Raw genomic sequence first — 19,010 nt, 5'->3', positions numbered from 1 at the left:
AATAATTGTCTTATTTCTGAGAAATGGCAGGTGTGTAGTGGATTTTAGCAATAAAAAAAGGCGCCAGCGGCGCCTTTTTAACGTTCGTTCAGCAATGGGAATTGCTTAGAACTTGTAAGTAACGGCTACGTAGTGGCCTACACCTGAAGATTCTGCCTCTGGTGCCCATGGTAGAGCTTGACCATCTTCGAAACCGTAAACGTTATCGTATAGCTTCAGACCGTAACCTACAGCAAAGCGATCAGAGTGCCAGTACAGGCCGTTGAACATCCCGGTGCCAGTGCTAGATTGGAAAGCAGCGTCATCATCCATACCGAATTCGAAATCGATGTAACCCTGGTAAGACAGGAAGCTGCCGTTGTCGAAGAAGTGGAATGGCTTGAACCAGTTAGTAGCAAGGTGGTAACCGTTCCACTCTTTGTCGTTTCCGCGGTATGAAGCCATTAGGTTCAGACCGATTTTGCCTAGCCATGGAACCATTACATCAGAACCAATACCGATCTTCTGGTTGTTCACACCAGAGTTGCCGCCCCACTCAATAAGAGTCGCAAGGTAAAGCTCCTGAACCGGACCGAAAGACAGGTCTTTGCCGGTTAGCGCATCAAGAGAGACACGAGGAGCAAACTTCATGAAGATTTTTTCTGCACCAGCTTTGTCGCTGTCTTTGTCGCTGGTCAGGTTGAATACATCAACATAACCGTACAGATCAAAGATGCCTGAGCGGCCGCCGAATTCCATTTCCAGGTAGTCGTGAGATGATTCTGCACCTGCACCTTTCTCATCGAAAGCATACATCAGGTTGAATTGTGACCACTTGTAATCATTCTTGTGAATGTCGTCAGAATAATCGGCTGCATTTACCACAGCTGGTAAAGCCGTTGCTGCTAGAACGCTTAGTGCTACTAATGTTTTGCGCATGGTATGTACTCGCTAATTGTGTAGATAAGACCAGGCTTATTATTGGGCTGCCTGAATTTATGCAAGCATTCTATTGCTTTATGTCACGGTTGTGAATGTAACGATTGCGCAATCCTTTGCAGAGTGTGATCGTGATCGGCTGTAATCGATTACAGATTGTTTGTTTGCGTGATCTGAACTGGGTTTTTTGGCGATTTGATTGAACTTTTTCAGAGCTAAGTGAGAAATGAAACGTTACATGGCTGCAGTTAAGGCGGGTTTTAGTGATGAAAGGTGGTGATAAAAAAAGAGGGGGGTTCCGCATCAACAGAATACCCCTCAGATTTAAGCCGGAGGAAAATAATAGTGAGAAAGAATTACGATGAAGATAGCGATTCGCTGGCGTCACCCCGATTTTCCGACTTTATTGCGACTAAGTAAATGAGCAGCAGAACAGGCAGGCCTATCAATGCCGTGGTAAAGAAGAAGGTGTTATAACCAAAGGTATCAACATACATACCAGAGAATCCGGCAATAAATTTAGGGAACAGCAGCATGATCGAGCTGAACAGGGCGTACTGAGTTGCCGAGAACGCAACATTGGTCAAACTCGACATATAGGTAATAAATGCCGCGGTGGCAATGCCGGCACTTAAGTTGTCAGCTGAGATAACGATTGTCAGCATCGGCAGGCTATTGCCTATATAGGTAAAGAGCATAAAGAGTAAATTAGTGCAGGCGGCCAGAATGGCACCTAATGCCAGAATACGCAGGGTTCCCCACTTACTGACCAGGATCCCTCCGAGGCCGGCTCCCACTAATGTCATAATGACACCGTATATCTTCGAGACAGAGGCGACTTCCGTTTTACTGAAGCCCATATCGACATAAAAGGCATTGGCCATGACCCCCATCACCACATCGGAAATGCGGTAACAGCCAATGAGCGCCAAAATGAGTAACGCATTACGTCCGTAACGAGAGAAAAAATCCTGAAAAGGCATCAGAGCGGCGGTATAGAACCAAGCCACCAGTCTTGCCTGTCGTGCGCCCATGCCTTTATTGCGCAATTGCTGGCGGTATAGACGCTCAGTATTATCAATTGCACTGCTATCAATATTGGGTTCATTAATGCAGAGCGCAGTCACGATCCCAACCAGCATAAAACCGGCCATGATAAAGTAAGCGGCTTTCCAGCCCGTGACATCATAAACGGTGTCAGACCCAAACCAGGCGGCGAAGGCCAGTGAGCCAGCGCCTGCCATGATCATTGCTAAGCGATAGCCTGTCATGTAAGCGGCAGCGAGTGCCGCCTGTAAGCGCTCGGTCGCCAGTTCAATACGATAAGCATCAATGACAATGTCTTGAGACGCAGAAGCAAAGGCGACAATAACGGCAAAAATAGCCAGTTGAACAAGATCAACCTGCGGATTACTGATGGCCATGCCACATAGAGAGAGGATGATCAAAATTTGCGAGAATAGCATCCAGCCACGGCGGCGCCCGAATAGGTGGGAAAAGATGGGGATAGGAAAACGATCAATCAGTGGTGACCATATCCATTTAAAGCCATAAGCTAATGCGACCCAACTAAAAAAACCGATATCGGTTCGACTGACTTCGGCTTCTCGAAGCCAGAATGACAGAGTACCAAAGACTAATAAGATAGGTAATCCGGAAGAAAACCCAAGGGCCAGCATGATCAGTACTTTTTTTTCTAAGTACACCCGCCAACCCTGTTCGTTATTATTCTCTATCGATTGCTCCATTATTACCTCTAAATCTTGATAGCGTCGCCGCTGGTTTTACCGATTATAAAGGTAAGGTAACAGAGTCAGGTAGTTTTCTTGTCAGGTATTTAGTACTTGTACGACATCACAGAATTTTTGACGAGGTTAGCCATCAAATATTGTCATTTTGTAAAGTGAGGAACGTATATGGAATCGAAGGGGGACGCCACTCACTCCTAGATACAGATATCTTAAGGTCTGATGCCTTGCATTTTTTCTGGGGCTGGGCCGATCCCAAGCAGAAATTGCGCACAGCTGGTGACTTTGAACTGAACAAAACTGTTACCGAGCAGCTGATAGTCTTCCTGTGTTTCTAATAATTGTAGTAAATACCAGTATACCGATTCATATTTACCGTTTGGTGTACCTGCCGCAACAGACAGCTTCCACCATTCATGGAAGTGTTCGGTACAGGTGCGCTTGAGTGATGGACAACTGACTTCACCGCTTATTACGCCTAATGCACTTAAAGCGAGGGCTGGTGCATGGTCGGAAATATGTTGGCTGACCACTTCAGAGGGAATATCTGGCTGCGATGAGATTAACGTTAGCATAATAGTCACCTGGTCGTAAGAAAACGGCCAGGTGACGTTGTCTTACTTGTTAATAATGTTTATAGCCTTAATAACTATAGGCTGCTGAGGGACATCTTTCATACCCATAGACCGTATAGTTGTTGTCGGAACAGAAGACATTTTTTCAATAATTGGAAAGCCGTTCACAACTTTTCCGAACACGGCATAACCCGGACGACTGCCTTGTGCATTCAGGAAGCTGTTATTTTCATAATTAATATAGAACTGACGTGTTGCCGAATCAGGATCAGTGGTGCGGGCCATAGCAACCGTTGCCCGCATATTTTCCAGCCCATTGTTGGATTCATTTTTAATCGGTTCATAAGACGGGCGGCGTTTCAGCTCTCGGTCAAATCCGCCCCCCTGGGCCATAAACCCCGGGATCACACGGTGGAAAATGGTGTCGACATAGCTACCATCGTTAACATAACGAAGAAAATTGGCACTGGAAATGGGTGCTTTTTCTTCATCTAGCTGAATGGTGAATTCGCCCAGGTTAGTCGTCACCAACACCTGAGTTGCTGCACTGACAGGTAAGGCTAACAGCAAGCAGATAGCGATAAAATAGCGACGCATCACAGGTTCTCCTGCAAGTAACGGTTTAATGCTGTATCAGTATAAATATCTTTCAGTACCGCCGTCATCAGGTTATTGATGCTTTGCTCCATGTCTTCAACAGACGCACTCATTGTACCTGTCTTTTCAGACTTGCCTGAGTAACGTTTTACAAACTTACCGTTTGGTGTTTCAACCACCAGTTGAAGCTGCAGTTTACTGCTTAGATCATGGCTTATTACGCTGTGCTTTACATTGACCATCGCTTCCAGAATATCCAGGCGTACTTTGCCTTCAGCCTCTTCTGTAATGAGATAACCTTGCGAACGAAGTTGGCGAGATAACGCATCTTCTAATGTGACACGCAGATTCTGGCTGGCATGTAAGGGTTGTACATTTTTGCGCCCGCTGTCAACCACAGCGATAAACTGTGCCGTACGCAGGTCTCGGCTTTCCAGGCTCATAGACTGGCCATGGGCTGTTGCCTGGCTCGCAATAACCGGCGTTGGGGTCAGAGACAGCTGCGGTTCAGATGGTGCCGAACAAGCGGTGAGAGCCAAAACTGATGCAGCGAAAAGAAATTTCTTCATGGTTATTTCTGTCCTTAACTGGAGGCGTTACTTGCCTGACTGATAAACAATAAATTTGTCATTTTGCGCAATGATATCGACATTACCAAACAATCGCTTGAGTTTTTCATCGTATCCCAGCTGACGGTTGCCAATTACTATTAACTGACCTTTAGGTCTCAGAACTTGCTTTGCGTCACAGAACATTTGCCAGGCAATATGATCGGTAATGGTCGTTTGCTGGTGAAACGGGGGGTTACATAGGATCAGATCGGCACTGTTAGATTGAATTGTTTCTAAGCAGTTGGTTACAACTGTTTTAATTTGATCGGGCACTTTTAAATTGAGTTTGGCGTTGGCTTCACAAGAGGCTGCCGCCATGAAGCTTTCGTCGACGCAAGTGATGTTGGCATGTGGATTAAGTTGCGCGGCTTTAATGCCGATCACGCCATTACCACAGCCTAAATCGATAATATCGGTGTATTTTGATTTCTGAGGAATATGCTTAAGCAGTAAGCGCGCGCCAATATCTAAGCTTTCGCCAGAAAATACATTAGCGTGGTTGGTTAGTGTTATACCGTGCTCTGGTACATCCCACGTCTTCGGTGCCTGCATGGGTTGCGCAAGTGCAGGATTTGGTTTGATAAAGACCAGGCGTGCTTTCTTTACGGCTAAAGAGGTTCTGGTTTCGCCTAAATATTTTTCACATAACTTCAGCGTTGATGTGTGAATTTCTTTAACCTTAGCAGCACCAATCACGATGCAATCTTGTGGAAGGTGGTTACACAGTTGCTGTAACTGCCAGGAAAGCAGACGATGGCTTTTGGGAAGTTTAATCAAAACCAATTGTGGGTTTTCCGGCAATTCAGCCAGGCAATCGATAATATTGATCGGTGGAAGCTGGTTAGCTTGTAAGTTTGCAATACAACCTTGTTTTGCAATGAAAGAGTCAGTAACGCTAGTCACGTTCCCTTGATTAGAAAACCAGCAACCTAGGGCGCCAAAACTGTCATTGAAGATCAGAATAGGGCGTTGTGGATCCAATTCCATGTTGTGAGTATGGCTAATAAGGTACTCATCTGCAGCATCCCATGCTTGCAGTGTTTCAATTTTTCGCACCGGAAAACGTGTCAGGTTTAACGTACGCTCGTGCAGAGTTAGCGCTGGTTTCATTACAGATAACTTTCAGGTATGTTTGCTAATTAGTAATGTATTTTCGCAGAACCACCGTGTACTGCAAACCCAATATCGGAATTTACACCTTTTATCTGCTGCTATTTGAATAAGAGGTGACTTAAATAATTAACTTAAGTCTTCCGGTGAACCTATTTAGCCGCCCCGTGAGTAAGAGTTATGATTAAGGAACGCATCAAAGAAAAGTTACAGGAAGCATTATCGCCTACCCATTTGGAGGTGATCAATGAAAGCTACATGCATAACGTGCCTGAAGGCTCTGAAAGCCATTTCAAAGTCATTGTGGTTAGTGGGCAGTTTGAAGGCCTGCGTTTAATTGGCCGTCACCGTGCTGTGAATGCTGCGCTTGCCCAAGAGCTTGCGAATGACATCCATGCTCTGGCGATACATACTTATACGCAAAATGAATGGCAAAATTTATTGGATGGTGCGCCCGTCTCACCGTCCTGCCGAGGTGGTTCAAAAATCGATTGAGCCCCCTCTGTGGCTTTTTGTTATAAAAACCGCACTTATTGCGGTTTTTTTCGGCGTAATATTTGAATTATAAAGCAACATTGATGTTTTGGTTGTCGTATGATGACTCAGCCCCCATCAGGAAACAGGGGAGCAAGTATGAATCAGAATGGCTGGCTATACTTGTGAAAAGCTTGACGTGTTGAAATCGACTCAATGATTATCCCGAACCATATGACAGGATGTCAGACAGTAAAGGAGAGCCAAATGATAGAAGCTGGTGTTCGAGCGGTTGTTTTACTTTTGGCATCTCTGCTGATGGTTGCCTGTGGCGGGCAGGGTGAAGAAAACAATGCAGAGCAAGCAGCGGTGATTGAATGGAAGCTGGTTACCTCATGGCCGAAAGGGTTTCCTGGACTAGGGGTGGCGCCTGAACGCTTTGCGGAAAAAATTAAACTGTTGAGTCAGGGGCGGTTAACGATTGAAGTGTATGGCGCAGGTGAGCTGGTACCAAGCTTTGATGTGTTTAATGCCGTTTCAAAAGGAACCGCGCAAATGGGGCATTCGGCGGCCTTTTATTGGCAAAAAAAAATCCCGGCCGCACCGCTTTTTACTTCTATTCCTTTTGGTATGACAGCCCAAGAAATGAATGCCTGGCTGCATTACGGCGGCGGGCTTGAATTGTGGCAAGAATTGTATTCACCTTATGGGATTATACCTATGGCCGGGGGGAATACTGGCGCGCAAATGGGGGGATGGTTTAATAAAGAAATTAAAACTCTTGCCGATCTGAAAGGGTTAAAAATGCGATTGCCTGGCATTGGCGCAGAGGTGCTGAAGCGTGCGGGCGGGATCCCTGTAAGCTTGCCTGGCGGCGAGCTATTTACGGCATTAGAAACCGGTGCGATTGACGCGACAGAGTGGGTGGGGCCTTATAATGATCTGGCGTTTGGTTTACATAATGCTGCCAGATACTACTATTACCCGGGGTGGCAAGAGCCGAGTACGACACTGGAATTCCTGATTAATAAGAATGCGTTTCAAGCGCTACCTGATGATTTAAAAAAGATTGTCGAAGTCACTGCCCGCGCGATAAATCAAGATATGCTTGATGAGTACACGATGAAAAATGTCCAGGCTCTGGACATTTTAGTTAATGAGCATGATGTGGTACTCAAAGCTTTTCCTGAGGACGTATTAGCTGAGTTCAAGAAGCTGACAATGGATTTGATGCAAGAGATGAGTCAGGCCGAACCGTCAGTACAAAAAGTGTATGAGTCTTACCGTCGTTTTTTAATCAATGTCCGATGGTATGGGCGAGTTTCCGATAATGCCGATGTAAATATCGATTAACATCGAGACAAATCTGAAACAAATAGAATAGAGGGGTTGTTGCCCCATTGTTCTGGGTGTTTTAGTTGCGTTTGCTTTTTGTTAACAATGTTTTCCCGGTGAAGATATTTTGATAATTTATGATATTTTCACATTTGTGGGTCAGGTCAAAATTATAAACTTACGATCTATTGCCTTTAAGATGTTCGCTTGTTTTCACCCCGATTAGCATGGTTTGGCATAGTAAAAACGAGTGCATTAATGCTAGAATACTGGCCTTAAAATTACTCGTTATCAATATAGTAACGAGCTAGTTAATAGGGTGTTGCGGTTTCGGTAGCGTAAAGTAGGCTGGCTTCGGATGATGAAAAGTCGAGTCTTGATTGCGCAATAGAAAATTCTTTTTCCCTTTAATGTAGTGCAAGTGCGTATGATTACAATAAAAAAAGGGCTGGATATCCCAATTTCAGGGACTCCTACCCAGGCGATAAATGATGGTAATTCCATCACACGAGTCGCCTTGCTTGGCGAAGAATATGTTGGTATGCGTCCTACAATGCATATCCGTGTTGGGGAAGTGGTAAAAAAAGGTCAGGTTCTTTTTGAAGATAAGAAGAATCCTGGCGTTAAGTTTACTGCTCCAGCCAGTGGCAAGGTAGTGGAAATCAACCGTGGTGCTAAGCGTGTTCTGCAATCAGTTGTGATAGATGCAGAAGGTAATGAGCAAATCACGTTCAAACGCTATGAGGCAGATCAATTATCACAACTAGATCGTCCTGCGATTGTTGAGCAATTGGTTGAATCTGGTATGTGGACTGCGCTTCGCACACGTCCATTTAGCAAGGTTGCCCCAATCGATTCTGAAACAAAGGCAATCTTTGTAACAGCTATCGATAGCAACCCGCTGGCAGCCAATCCAGAAGTTATCATTAATGAACAAAGCGACGCTTTTGTTGCCGGTTTGACGCTACTATCGCGTCTGACTAGCGGGAAAGTTTTGGTTTGTAAATCTGGAGCGAGCCTACCTCGTAGTTCTGAAGCAAATGTTGAAGAGCATGTATTTAACGGTCCACACCCTGCTGGTATCGTTGGTACTCACATTCACATGTTGTTCGGTGCAAACGCGGCAAACGTTGCATGGCACATCAACTATCAAGATGTCATTGCATTCGGTCAGCTTTTCCTAACCGGTGAGCTATATACCGATCGTGTTGTAGCGCTTGCCGGCCCTGTTGTGAATAAACCTCGTTTGGTTCGCACTCAGATCGGTGCTTCAATTGAGCAGTTGACCGATTCAGAAATGATGCCTGGTGATATTCGGGTGTTGTCTGGTTCTGTTCTCAATGGTGTTCATGCGACCGGTCCACACGCTTACCTTGGTCGTTACCACCTGCAAGTGTCGGCACTGCGTGAAGGCTATGAAAAAGAATTCTTAGGCTGGATCGTACCGGGTAAAAACAAGTTCTCAGTGACTCGTTCTTTCCTTAGTCATCTCTTCTCTGGTCAGTTGTTCAATATGACAACAACGACGAACGGAAGTGAGCGTTCCATGGTGCCAATTGGTAACTATGAAAAAGTGATGCCACTGGATATTGAGCCAACACTGCTTCTTCGTGATCTGTGTGCGGGTGATAGTGACAGTGCGCAGTTGCTGGGTGCGTTAGAGCTTGATGAAGAAGATCTGGCTCTATGTACGTTTGTATGCCCAGGTAAGTATGAGTTTGGTCCACTGCTACGTGAGTGCCTGGACAAAATTGAGAAGGAAGGGTAATTCATGGGTCTCAAGAATTTACTCGAGCAGGTTGAACATCACTTTGAGCCAGGTGGTAAGCACGAGAGATGGTTTGCGCTGTATGAAGCGTTTGCAACTCTTATGTATACACCCGGAACAGTGACACGCACTGGTTCACACGTTCGTGATGGCATTGATTTAAAACGCCTAATGATCATGGTGTGGTTTGCAGTATTCCCGGCAATGTTCTGGGGTATGTACAACACGGGTCACCAGGCCGTTTCTGCTCTTAACCACATGTATGTGGGTGATCAGTTAGCTGCTATTATCGGTGGCGACTGGCATTACTGGCTGACAGAAATGTTAGGTGGCACTTTATCGGCCGATTCTGGCTGGGGTAGCAAAATGCTACTGGGTGCGACTTACTTCCTGCCTATCTACGCAGTTGTATTTGCCGTGGGCGGTTTCTGGGAAGTCCTTTTCTGTATGGTGCGTAAGCATGAAGTTAACGAAGGTTTCTTTGTTACTTCTATTCTTTTCGCGCTTATCGTTCCGGCAACACTACCACTTTGGCAAGCAGCTCTGGGTATTACCTTTGGTGTTGTTGTTGCGAAAGAAATATTCGGTGGTACCGGTCGTAACTTCCTTAACCCTGCACTGGCAGGCCGTGCATTCCTGTTCTTCGCATACCCAGCTCAAATCTCTGGTGATGCAGTATGGACAGCGGCAGACGGCTTTACCGGTGCGACGGCGCTAAGCCAATGGGCACAAGGCGGTGATGCGAACCTAATCAATGTAGTGACTGGCGAAGCAATCAGCTGGATGGATGCCTTTATTGGTCGTATTCCTGGTTCTATCGGTGAAGTTTCTACGCTGTTCATCCTCCTTGGTGGCGCAATGATCGTGTACATGGGCATTGCTTCATGGCGCATCATCGCGGGTACCATGCTTGGTATGATCGTGACGGCAACCCTGTTTAACATTATGGGTTCTGATACCAATGCAATGTTCAGCATGCCTTGGCACTGGCACCTGGTTCTGGGTGGTTTTGCGTTCGGTATGATGTTCATGGCGACCGATCCGGTGTCTGCTGCATTTACTAACAAAGGTAAATGGTGGTACGGCGCACTTATTGGTGCAATGGCAGTAATGGTTCGTGTGGTTAACCCTGCGTACCCTGAAGGTATGATGCTGGCGATTCTATTCGCTAACCTATTCGCACCTCTATTTGACAACCTAGTGGTTCAGGGCAACATCAAGCGGAGACTAGCACGTCATGTCAAGTAATAACGATAGCATTAAGAAAACGCTGATTGTTGTTATCGCATTGAGCTTAGTGTGCTCTATCGTGGTATCAACGGCTGCGGTTGTTCTGCGTCCATTACAGCAGGCCAATGCGGTTCTTGACGTTCAGCGCAATATCCTTTCAGTTTCAGGTCTGTTGCAAGACGGCACTAACGTAACGGAAGCTTATGAGCAGTTCATCGAGCCTAAGCTGGTTGATCTCAACACGGGTGAGTTCGTTGCACAGACCGAAGCCGGTCAAACTGCCGCTCAATACAAACAGCGTTCTGCAGCGAAAGATCCAAGCCAGTCTATTAAGCTAAAGGCTGATAAAGATCTTGGTAAAATCATTCGCCGTGCAAATATCGCGACTGTTTACCTGGTGAAAGATGCGAATGACAATGTTGAGAAGCTAATCTTACCGATTCACGGTAATGGTCTGTGGTCAATGATGTATGCATTCGTTGCGGTTGAAACTGACGGTAACACGGTTGCAGGTATCACTTACTACGATCAGGGTGAAACGCCTGGACTTGGTGGTGAGGTTGAGAACCCGAACTGGCGTGCTCAGTTTGTTGGTAAGAAGTTGTTTGACGACAATAACAAACCAGCAATTCGTATTGTTAAAGGTGGTGCTCCTGCTGGCGATCTACACGGTGTCGATGGTCTGTCTGGTGCAACCTTAACGGGTAATGGTGTACAACACACCTTCGACTTCTGGTTAGGTGAGATGGGCTTCGGTCCTTTCCTGGCTAAGGTTCGTGAGGGGGGCCTGAATAATGGCTGATACTAAAGAAATGAAAAAGATCCTGTTTGCGCCGTTTATCGATAACAACCCGATTGCGCTTCAGGTTCTTGGTGTATGTTCTGCTTTGGCAGTAACCACAAAATTAGAAACGGCGTTTGTAATGACGCTGGCAGTAATGTTTGTTACTGCATTTTCTAACCTTTTTGTATCACTAATCCGTAATCATATTCCTAACAGTGTGCGTATCATCGTGCAGATGGCAATCATTGCATCATTGGTAATCGTGGTAGACCAGGTACTGAAAGCCTATGTTTATGATATTTCTAAGCAGCTTTCTGTATTCGTTGGTCTGATCATTACTAACTGTATCGTAATGGGACGTGCAGAAGCGTATGCAATGAAATCGTCTCCACTGCCGTCGTTTATCGATGGTATTGGTAACGGTCTTGGTTACGGTTTCGTACTGATTACTGTTGGCTTCTTCCGTGAGCTACTGGGTTCAGGCAAGCTATTCGGTGTTGAGGTTCTGCCTCTGGTTTCAGACGGCGGCTGGTATCAGCCAAATGGTCTGATGCTATTAGCACCATCTGCTTTCTTCCTGATTGGTTTCATGATCTGGGCTATCCGGATTATCCGTCCAGAACAAGTCGAAGCGAAGGAGTAAGGGGAACATGGAACATTATCTAAGCCTTTTAGTTCGTTCGATTTTTATCGAGAACATGGCACTTTCGTTCTTCTTGGGTATGTGTACATTCCTTGCCGTATCTAAGAAAGTAAAAACCTCTTTCGGTCTGGGCGTTGCAGTAATCGTTGTATTGACGATTGCGGTACCGGTAAACAACCTTGTTTATAACCTGCTGTTGAAAGATGGTGCTATCGTTCAAGGCGTTGACCTGAGCTTCCTGAACTTTATCACGTTCATCGGTGTTATCGCGGCACTGGTACAGATCCTGGAAATGGTTCTGGACCGATTCTTCCCGCCGCTGTATAACGCGTTAGGTATTTTCCTTCCGTTGATCACCGTAAACTGTGCCATCTTCGGTGGTGTATCTTTCATGGTACAGCGTGATTACAACTTTGCTGAATCTGTTGTCTATGGCTTCGGTTCCGGTGTGGGTTGGATGCTGGCAATCGTGGCACTTGCGGGTATCCGCGAGAAGATGAAGTACTCTGATGTACCGCCGGGTCTGCGTGGCCTGGGTATTACGTTCATCACTGTTGGTCTAATGGCGTTGGGCTTCATGTCCTTCTCCGGTGTACAGCTGTAATCAGGATAATAAGGAATAGTCAATGGATGTTATTCTTCTTGGCGTAGTTATGTTCACCTTGATTATCCTGGCTTTGGTTTTAGTGATCCTGTTCGCTAAATCTAAGCTGGTACCATCAGGCGACATTACTATCTCAGTAAACAACGATCCGGAAAAAGCGATTACAACCGCTGCCGGTGGCAAATTGCTCAATGCCCTTTCTGCTCATGGTATCTTCGTATCATCGGCTTGTGGTGGCGGTGGTTCTTGTGGTCAGTGCCGTGTAAAAGTGAAGTCTGGCGGTGGTGATATTCTGCCGACTGAACTTGACCACGTGACTAAAGGTGAAGCGCGCGAAGGCGAACGTCTGGCTTGTCAGGTCAGCGTTAAATCTGACATGCAGATCGAGCTGCCAGAAGAAATCTTCGGCGTGAAGAAGTGGGAATGTGAAGTTCTTTCGAATGATAACGAAGCAACCTTCATTAAAGAGTTGGTGCTAAAAATTCCTGAAGGCGAGGAAGTTCCTTTCCGTGCAGGTGGTTACATTCAGATTGAAGCTGAGCCTCACCACATTAAATACGCTGATTTTGATGTACCGGAAGAGTACCGCGAAGACTGGGATAAGTTTAACTTGTTCCGTTACGAGTCAATCGTGAAAGAGCATTCTATCCGGGCTTACTCTATGGCTTCATACCCAGAAGAGAAAGGCCTGATCAAACTGAATGTTCGTATTGCGACACCGCCGCCAAATAACCCTGACGTACCGCCTGGCGTGATGTCATCGTATATCTGGTCACTTAAGCCGGGTGATAAGTGTACTATTTCTGGTCCGTTTGGTGAGTTCTTCGCTAAAGATACAGACAACGAAATGGTCTTTATCGGTGGTGGTGCCGGTATGGCGCCAATGCGCTCGCATATCTTCGATCAGCTTCATCGTCTGCAGTCTACCCGTAAGATGACTTACTGGTATGGTGCGCGTTCTAAGCGTGAAATGTTCTATGTAGAAGATTTCGATAAGCTAGCGGCTGAGCACGAGAACTTCGAATGGCATGTAGCATTGTCTGATCCATCTCCAGAAGATAACTGGGATGGTTATACAGGCTTCATCCATAACGTGATTTATGAGAACTACTTAAAAGATCACGAAGCGCCAGAAGATTGTGAATACTACATGTGTGGTCCACCAATGATGAATGCTGCTGTTATCGGTATGCTGAAAGATCTTGGTGTTGAAGACGAAAACATCCTGTTGGATGACTTCGGTGGCTAATTAGCCTTTCACACATAATTAAAATGGCTGATCCGATAGGGTCAGCCATTTTTCGTACCAGCATTATAATAATACTCTTTCTATTGTGGTTATTGACAGACAGCTGTTAGCGACCCAGTAATAGAGGGTCCCTCTACTTTTTGAGGAGTGGTTGAATGAAGACGTTCCTTACCCGAGCAGTAATGCTGCTTGTTATGACCATAACCCTGGCTGGCTGTGGTGATCAACGAGAGTTGATCCATTTAAGCGGTGCGACAATGGGCACCTACTATTCTGTTAAGTTGATTAAGCAGGAAGGCTTACCGAGTGCGACGGATATTCAGGCCGAGATTGATCGTCGTTTAGAGCGAGTTAACGATCAGATGTCGACCTATCGTAAGCATTCCGAGCTCAGTCAATTTAACCTGCAGACTACGAATGAGCCATTCGCTGTCTCTGCAGATACCGCAAAAGTGGTGAAAGAAGCGATTCGTTTATCTAAGCTTACTGACGGGGCCTTAGATGTCACTGTTGGCCCGGTGGTGAATCTGTGGAGCTTTGGTCCGGAAGCGCGTCCCGAAGTGATCCCGACAGATGAAGAATTAGCGGCCCGCCGTAAAATTGTCGGCATTGATCACCTGTCGGTTGATGGAAATACACTGACGAAGGATATCCCAGAGCTCTATGTAGACTTATCGTCTATTGCGAAAGGTTTTGGTGTTGATGTTGTTGCTGACTATTTTGATGAGCTGAATGTTGTTGATTACCTGGTTGAAATTGGTGGTGAATTACGCTTGAAAGGCGTGAACCTCGAAGGTGTGCCGTGGCGTATTGCGGTAGAGAAACCAACTGATGACGGTAGCCGCGCAGTGCAGGAAATTATTGAACCAGGTGATATGGCTGTGGCAACATCGGGTGATTACCGTAATTACTTCGAAGAAGACGGTGTTCGCTATTCGCACCTGATTGATCCCAAAACGTGTAAACCGATTGCCAATCACGTCGTATCGGTGACTGTATTGCACCCATCCAGCATGACGGCAGATGCGTTAGCGACAGCTTTCTCTGTAATGGGAGAAGAAAAAGCACTGGCGTTAGCGGAAACAGAAAATTTACCTGTTCTGTTAGTGGTAAAAACGGAACAAGGTTACAAGGAATATGCATCAGAAGCATTTGCTCCTTATCTACAAAAGAAATAGAGAGTTATCATGACAGTATATCTAACAACCTTTGCGGTCTTTCTGCTGGTTATCATCGCGATGGCAGTCGGTTATATCTTTCAGCGTAAATCAGTAAGCGGAAGTTGTGGTGGTTTGGACGGCATCGGTATTGCGAAGGAATGTAATTGTCCCGAACCTTGTGATGCACGTAAAAAGCGTGAAGCACGGGCTGCAAAGCAAGCAGAGTGGAAGAAAAATCAGATCGTTTAGTCGATGATCGTTTAATGAATTGCTATTTAGTCTGCTAACAGTGCCGAAATAGATAGCATCGATTGATCAAATAGCCTGAGTATGCTCAGGCTTTTTTATGTCTTTAATTTATCTTCTTGGCTAAAAGCATGTTAACTCTCGCATAACTGAGCTGATAAGTCATGGATTGGGTATCAGCATTACTTCTGGTTCTCGCATGTTGAGGGCGTTTGGGTATATAATAATTACTGTATATAAAGACAGTTGTCAGAGCCTGTTTGTTGAGAGGAATTGTGCCGGATACCTATCCAGAGCAACGGAAAATAGTCCACGTTGATATGGACTGTTTTTTCGCCGCGGTCGAAATGCGTGACAACCCGGATCTGCAAAATATTCCTATCGCAATAGGCGGTCGCTCCGAGCAACGAGGGGTTATTAGTACCTGTAACTACCTCGCCCGTAAATATGGGATACGCTCTGCGATGCCGACCGCTCAGGCAATGAAATTGTGTCCGCATTTAACCTTGGTGCCGGGTCGTATGGGGGTTTATAAAGAAGTATCACAGCAGATCCGTGCCATTTTTCAGCGCTATACCGATAAAATTGAACCACTGTCGCTCGACGAAGCCTACCTTGATGTCACTGCGTGTGAGTTATTTCATGGCTCGGCGACTCTGATTGCACAAGACATCCGGCGAGCGATAGAAGAGGAGCTTCATCTTACGGCCTCTGCCGGTATAGCCCCGGTTAAATTTATCGCCAAAATTGCTTCGGATCTCAATAAGCCAAACGGACAATATGTAGTGACGCCTGATGAAGTGGGGCCATTTGTTGCTAACCTGAAGTTAGAAAAAATACCAGGCGTTGGCAAAGTAACGATTCAGAAGCTGCATGAGCAAGGTTTGTATACCGGGCAGGATGTACAGGCATATGACCGTCATTTATTGTTGCAGCAGTTTGGCAAATTCGGTCAGTCGCTATGGTCGCGGTCGCATGGGATAGATGATCGTGAAGTGGTGGTTGAGCGGCAGCGTAAATCGGTCGGCGTAGAGCGTACATTTTCTCGTAATATCAGCGATTACGAACAATGCTGGCAAGTCGTGGAAGCGTTATACCCGGAACTCGAAAATCGCCTGAAGCGAGTACGTCCGATGATGAATATTGCCAAGCAAAGTATAAAAGTGAAGTTCGCCGACTTTCAGCAAACAACGGTTGAGCATAGTCTGCCATCATTAGATAAATCTCAGTTTGTTGGTTTATTAAAAGAAGCGCTTACTCGGCAAAAAGGTCGTGAGATCAGATTGATAGGTATTGGCGTCGGCTTAGATTATGGTATCAAAGCGCAACAGCTATCGTTTGAAGGGTTTTAAGAGCGGGAAGAGCGGACCTATGGCCCTGAGGCTCTATGGAGAAACCGTGTTGAGTTCCTAGGTTCAAGTGGCGAGGAAAAGCGAAGAGCTTGATGTTCAAGCAGGATTAGGAAAACTTGCCTGGAGGACCACAGGACCACCAGGAACCAGATACAAAAAAGGCGAGTCCCTATGAACCCGCCTCTCGTCACTCGTATCTTTTTACTCGAAACTCAGTCGCGCGTTACTTCTTAACCGGAATATTCTTCAGAATCGCAACCATTTGTTCCCAGAACAGACCAACCGTCTCGATGTTCACCTTCTCGTCTGGCGAGTGTGGGAACTTGATGGTCGGGCCGAAAGAAATCATATCCATTTGCGGATAAGGTTCTTTGAACAGGCCACATTCCAGCCCGGCGTGAATAACCATGATATTCGGTGTTCTGCCGTAAATATCGTTATAGGTTTCGCGGAACAGCTTCATCACTTCTGAGTCAGCATCGGGTTTCCAGCCTGGGTAAGCGCCAGAGAACTCACACTGCGCACCGGCAAGTTCGGTGATAGCTTTTAGCATGCCTTCAACATTGCTGCGACCAGAGTCCATCAGTGAGCGGATCAGACACAGAATCGTGATCTTATCAGCTTCCGTGGTGATCACACCCACGTTCAGAGACGTTTCAACCACCCCTTCAATGTCATCACTCATACGGATAACACCGTTAGGGCAAGCATTAAGAACGGCTAGCAGGCGTTTCTGATCGGCAGTCACAATAATGTTATCAGGTTGCTCGGCTGTTTCTGTAAATAAAGTAATGCCGGTTTCGATACGGCTCAGCTCAGCAACAAGGATCTCCTGGTAGTGGGCAAACAGTGTATTCAGCTTATCCACATTCTCTGCGGGCAGGGCAACGATAGTATTTGCTTCACGAGGAATCGCGTTACGCAGGCTGCCACCGCTTAGCTCAGCAATACGCAGGCCTAATTCTTCAGCGTGTGAGAAAAGGAAACGGCCAAGCAGTTTGTTCGCATTAGCGCGGCCAGTGTGGATGTCACAGCCAGAATGGCCACCTTTAAGGCCTTTAATAACCAGCTTCACCGCTTGGTAGTCAGCAGGCATCGCTTCACGTCGGGTATCAAGCGTGATAGCGCCATCAACACCGCCGGCACAACCCATGTACACTTCACCTTCTTGCTCAGAGTCAGTGTTCAGCAGGATATCGCCGTCTAACCAGCCTTCTTTCAGGCCGAATGCGCCAGTCATGCCCGCTTCTTCATCAATGGTCAGCAAGACTTCCAGCGGTCCGTGTTCAATGTCTTTTGCCGCAAGTACTGCAAGACAGGTTGCCATGCCCATACCGTTATCGGCACCAAGAGTGGTGCCTTTGGCGGTTACCCACTCACCATCAATGAACGGCTGAATTGGATCTATTTCGAAGTCGTGATCGGTATCTTCGTTTTTCTGTGGCACCATATCGATGTGTGCTTGCAGAACAACGCCTTTGCGGTCTTCCATTCCCGGTGTTGCTGGCTTTTTAATAAAGACATTGCCAACATCATCGCGTCGTACCGCCAAACCTTCACTTTCAGCGAATTTGATGATGTGCTGAGCAAGTTGTTCTTCATGCTTTGACGGGTGAGGAATGGCACAGATTTGATCGAAGAATTGCCACACGGGTTGTGGTGACAGTTGACTGATTTCAGACACAGCAGTCTCCCTTATACAATCTTGGGCTAGGGCGATTAATCAGGATTATCAATGCCTGATTGGCCAAAATGATAGCAGAAATATCTATCGGAACTGGCTCAGCATACCACTGTGAAAACGGGGGTGACAGTTAAATATTAAAATGTGAAAGATGAGAATTAAGACTGCCCGCTTTCAGGCCGACACTGGCAGGTTGCTTTGATCTGCTTAACTCGCTGCACACATAATAGCTAGCCCCGCCAGTCGAGCCAGATTATGTTTATGCGGTGTAAAGGCAAATGGTTTGGAACGTCAAATTGTAATTTTTACAAGCAATACGCCACACTACAATTAATGTAATAAAATTACAAATTAGTGAGATCTGCATCACTTAAAGTTGAAAAGTGTGACGGAGTTAAAATAAATGGTTGTAATCTAATTACGCATTGAGTATAGTTTACACACTCCTCAGGTGAGGAAGAGAAAATACACTGAACTGCTCAGGACGAGCCCGATATATCGCCTCCATGGAACCGAGATTAAGTGAGACCAAAGATGGTCTTTATAATGACTTATGATTAAGGTGATAAAAATGAAAGCATTTGATTCTATTGCAAACTACTGGAATAACCGCTCTGTTTATACAGGTAACTTCACTTACCCGAGCTCTTTCGGCTATTAATTTTTGTGAAGTAGTGTTTGCTGACACTGCTTTGCCGAACAGTATTGTTCACCCCCCAAAATTTAGAATATTGAAATAATCGGATCTGGTTATTTGCCACATTCTGCCGCCACCTCTACCTGAGGTGGCGTTTTTTTATCTGTACTCATATCCCCAAACCATCTCAAGATACGAAATTCAGAACTTCCTCCGGGAATTAAGCTCGAGCGAAGTGTGTGCTGGAATGACAACCCCTTTGAAACGAAATGTGTATAGGAGTGA

The 19,010-nt window shown here is 46.0% G+C and carries 18 protein-coding genes; 11 read left to right on the top strand and 7 right to left on the bottom strand.

The window, feature by feature from the left end:
- Positions 1 to 105: 105 nt before the first annotated feature.
- The 6 genes from R3289_RS08925 to R3289_RS08900 all read right to left on the bottom strand — a co-directional run bounded on the left by R3289_RS08925 (position 106) and on the right by R3289_RS08900 (position 5,559).
- Positions 106 to 918, bottom strand: a complete 813-nt coding sequence (locus R3289_RS08925) for an outer membrane protein OmpK (RefSeq protein WP_318925173.1) — start codon at positions 916 to 918, stop codon at positions 106 to 108.
- 356 nt (positions 919 to 1,274) lie between these two features.
- Positions 1,275 to 2,666: an AmpG family muropeptide MFS transporter gene (locus tag R3289_RS08920; RefSeq protein ID WP_318925172.1), complete on the bottom strand. Its 1,392-nt coding sequence runs from the start codon at positions 2,664 to 2,666 to the stop codon at positions 1,275 to 1,277.
- Positions 2,667 to 2,878: 212 nt separating this feature from the next.
- A complete protein-coding gene (locus R3289_RS08915) occupies positions 2,879 to 3,241 on the bottom strand; it encodes a hypothetical protein (RefSeq protein ID WP_318925171.1) in 363 nt (120 codons plus the stop codon).
- Between the two features lie 42 nt (positions 3,242 to 3,283).
- Entirely contained in the window at positions 3,284 to 3,838 is a 555-nt protein-coding gene (locus R3289_RS08910; RefSeq protein WP_318925170.1) for a peptidylprolyl isomerase, read from the bottom strand.
- The gene (locus R3289_RS08905; protein WP_318925169.1) at positions 3,838 to 4,407 is read right to left on the bottom strand and encodes a YajG family lipoprotein; all 570 of its coding nucleotides are present in this window, start codon (positions 4,405 to 4,407) and stop codon (positions 3,838 to 3,840) included. The genes R3289_RS08910 and R3289_RS08905 overlap by 1 nt, the downstream gene beginning before the upstream one ends.
- A 27-nt stretch (positions 4,408 to 4,434) precedes the next feature.
- The gene (locus R3289_RS08900) at positions 4,435 to 5,559 is read right to left on the bottom strand and encodes a methyltransferase (protein ID WP_318925168.1); all 1,125 of its coding nucleotides are present in this window, start codon (positions 5,557 to 5,559) and stop codon (positions 4,435 to 4,437) included.
- 180 nt (positions 5,560 to 5,739) lie between these two features.
- On the opposite strand from R3289_RS08900, the gene bolA reads away from it, so the two are divergent.
- From bolA to dinB, 11 genes are all read left to right on the top strand, one after another.
- A complete protein-coding gene (gene bolA, locus R3289_RS08895; RefSeq protein WP_318925167.1) occupies positions 5,740 to 6,054 on the top strand; it encodes a transcriptional regulator BolA in 315 nt (104 codons plus the stop codon).
- Positions 6,055 to 6,300: 246 nt separating this feature from the next.
- A complete protein-coding gene (locus R3289_RS08890) occupies positions 6,301 to 7,386 on the top strand; it encodes a TRAP transporter substrate-binding protein (protein WP_318925166.1) in 1,086 nt (361 codons plus the stop codon).
- Positions 7,387 to 7,795: 409 nt separating this feature from the next.
- Complete coding sequence (locus R3289_RS08885) at positions 7,796 to 9,136, top strand: Na(+)-translocating NADH-quinone reductase subunit A (protein ID WP_318925165.1); 1,341 nt, start codon at positions 7,796 to 7,798, stop codon at positions 9,134 to 9,136.
- A gap of 3 nt (positions 9,137 to 9,139) precedes the next feature.
- On the top strand, positions 9,140 to 10,384 hold the full coding sequence (locus R3289_RS08880; RefSeq protein WP_318925164.1) for an NADH:ubiquinone reductase (Na(+)-transporting) subunit B: 1,245 nt from the start codon (positions 9,140 to 9,142) through the stop codon (positions 10,382 to 10,384).
- Entirely contained in the window at positions 10,374 to 11,168 is a 795-nt protein-coding gene (locus R3289_RS08875; RefSeq protein ID WP_318925163.1) for a Na(+)-translocating NADH-quinone reductase subunit C, read from the top strand. The genes R3289_RS08880 and R3289_RS08875 overlap by 11 nt, the downstream gene beginning before the upstream one ends.
- The gene (locus R3289_RS08870; protein ID WP_318925162.1) at positions 11,161 to 11,793 is read left to right on the top strand and encodes an NADH:ubiquinone reductase (Na(+)-transporting) subunit D; all 633 of its coding nucleotides are present in this window, start codon (positions 11,161 to 11,163) and stop codon (positions 11,791 to 11,793) included. Before R3289_RS08875 ends, R3289_RS08870 begins: the two co-directional genes overlap by 8 nt.
- A 7-nt stretch (positions 11,794 to 11,800) precedes the next feature.
- Complete coding sequence (gene nqrE / locus R3289_RS08865; RefSeq protein WP_107284909.1) at positions 11,801 to 12,397, top strand: NADH:ubiquinone reductase (Na(+)-transporting) subunit E; 597 nt, start codon at positions 11,801 to 11,803, stop codon at positions 12,395 to 12,397.
- Positions 12,398 to 12,419: 22 nt separating this feature from the next.
- Positions 12,420 to 13,646 (top strand): NADH:ubiquinone reductase (Na(+)-transporting) subunit F, encoded by a 1,227-nt coding sequence (gene nqrF, locus R3289_RS08860; RefSeq protein ID WP_318925161.1) that lies wholly within the window; start codon positions 12,420 to 12,422, stop codon positions 13,644 to 13,646.
- A 155-nt stretch (positions 13,647 to 13,801) separates the two neighbouring features.
- Entirely contained in the window at positions 13,802 to 14,824 is a 1,023-nt protein-coding gene (locus R3289_RS08855; protein WP_318925160.1) for an FAD:protein FMN transferase, read from the top strand.
- A gap of 9 nt (positions 14,825 to 14,833) precedes the next feature.
- The gene (nqrM, locus tag R3289_RS08850; RefSeq protein WP_318925159.1) at positions 14,834 to 15,055 is read left to right on the top strand and encodes a (Na+)-NQR maturation NqrM; all 222 of its coding nucleotides are present in this window, start codon (positions 14,834 to 14,836) and stop codon (positions 15,053 to 15,055) included.
- 260 nt (positions 15,056 to 15,315) lie between these two features.
- Positions 15,316 to 16,404: a DNA polymerase IV gene (dinB, locus tag R3289_RS08845; RefSeq protein ID WP_318925253.1), complete on the top strand. Its 1,089-nt coding sequence runs from the start codon at positions 15,316 to 15,318 to the stop codon at positions 16,402 to 16,404.
- 223 nt (positions 16,405 to 16,627) lie between these two features.
- Here the strand turns inward: dinB and R3289_RS08840 are convergent, their stop codons facing one another.
- Complete coding sequence (locus tag R3289_RS08840; protein WP_318925158.1) at positions 16,628 to 18,088, bottom strand: aminoacyl-histidine dipeptidase; 1,461 nt, start codon at positions 18,086 to 18,088, stop codon at positions 16,628 to 16,630.
- Between the last annotated feature and the right edge of the window lie 922 nt (positions 18,089 to 19,010).

This window comes from Photobacterium sp. (assembly GCF_033720175.1).
Taxonomy (GTDB): Bacteria; Pseudomonadota; Gammaproteobacteria; order Enterobacterales; family Vibrionaceae; genus Photobacterium.
The sequence above is the reverse complement of the archived record's forward strand: the minus strand, read 5'-3'. Positions and strand labels throughout refer to the sequence as shown.